A 1,330-nucleotide genomic window follows, 5' to 3' on the forward strand; every position below is an offset into this window, starting at 1 on the left:
GTCTTCTATATCATTTAATGCCCAAACACGTACATCATACATTTGACAAAACATAAGAAATTCCTCAAGCAAATCTTCATCAACAGCAATTCGTTTATAGCTGTACACTAAAACAGCATCTACTTTCCCACGTTTAATCGCTGTCATTAGCTGTTGCATGCCAAATGATGAAAAATCGTTCCCACTTGTAACTTGCCTAGTAATACCAACAACACACATATCAAAATTATCAGTTATACGTTTTAATTTATTCTCCTGATAATCTAGAACATCCTTACTCCTTTCTGTAGAAACTCTACAATGAATCCAAACATTTAAATTTTCCATTTTGTTTTCCTCCTTTGAAGGGAAAACACCAAAAAACAGGTGATGGATTATTTATCCCTTCACCTGTTTGCTCAGTAATCATTGATTTGTGTAGTCTAAATATAAATTTTTTAGCATTTTTTGCAAATTCTTTCTTGCAGCATCTAAAGAAAACTTAATTGCTCTTTTTGTACATCCTTCAATCTTAGCAATTTGTTCATAAGTCATTTCATCAATATAATGCATAACAAATCGTCTCCTTTGAATCTCATTTAAAGACATTAATGCACGTTGAATTTCTTCTCTAATTACATTTCTATATACAATATCCTCAACTCCTTCTACCTTTTGAACCATATGTTTTTGAATGGTTTCATCAGATTGTTCTGAATGTTCAATATATCTATCATTGATATTTTTATATTTTATATCTTGTGATTTAAAACTATTAAAATCTCTAAATTCTTTCACTGTTAATTGCATTTGATATATATTAAATTTATCATTATATTCAATAAAATAATACTTTTTTCCATTTTTGATTCTGATTTTATGTATGCCAAAAACTTGGAAAAAAACTTTTTTTGACACTTTTAATTTGATCATTGATTGATTTATATCTTTATAAAGAACAAAATATTCTTTCTTTCCCTTTAATATCACTATTAAAGGGTTATACTCACTAAATTTATTCAATGAAAATTCCTCCATTCAACTTAATTAAGCGTTGAATGTGGTGGATCTCTTGAACAAAACATAAAAAAACCTCCCAAAGCACCTTTGGAAGTATGATTTAGTGTAAATATAAATAAAAAGATACAACAATTAATTTATTGATTAAAAATAAAATATTATATTTTTAGAATTAATAATACAAAAAGTCTTGTCTACTGAAAATATTAGACAAGAAATTTTATAATATTTGCTAGTAATTCTTATACATAAAACTTTCTTTATTTACTACTTATAATATGTTCTATACCTTAGAGACAATTAGTTTTACTTTCCATTTAACAACTGAAAA

Annotated in this window: 2 protein-coding genes; both read right to left on the reverse strand. The window is 26.4% G+C overall.

From position 1 onward, the window contains the following. Positions 1–327: recombinase family protein (locus BN350_RS17035; protein ID WP_028044672.1), on the reverse strand; the 327-nt coding region annotated here is incomplete at its 3' end. A 78-nt stretch (positions 328–405) separates the two neighbouring features. Next, positions 406–1,002 carry an RNA polymerase sigma factor gene (locus BN350_RS19690; protein WP_049945609.1) on the reverse strand — a complete coding sequence of 199 codons (597 nt, stop codon included), beginning with the start codon at positions 1,000–1,002 and terminating at the stop codon, positions 406–408. Positions 1,003–1,330 lie beyond the last annotated feature (328 nt).

The organism is Candidatus Stoquefichus massiliensis AP9, from assembly GCF_000455285.1.
Taxonomy (GTDB): Bacteria; Bacillota_I; Bacilli_A; order Erysipelotrichales; family Coprobacillaceae; genus Stoquefichus; species Stoquefichus massiliensis.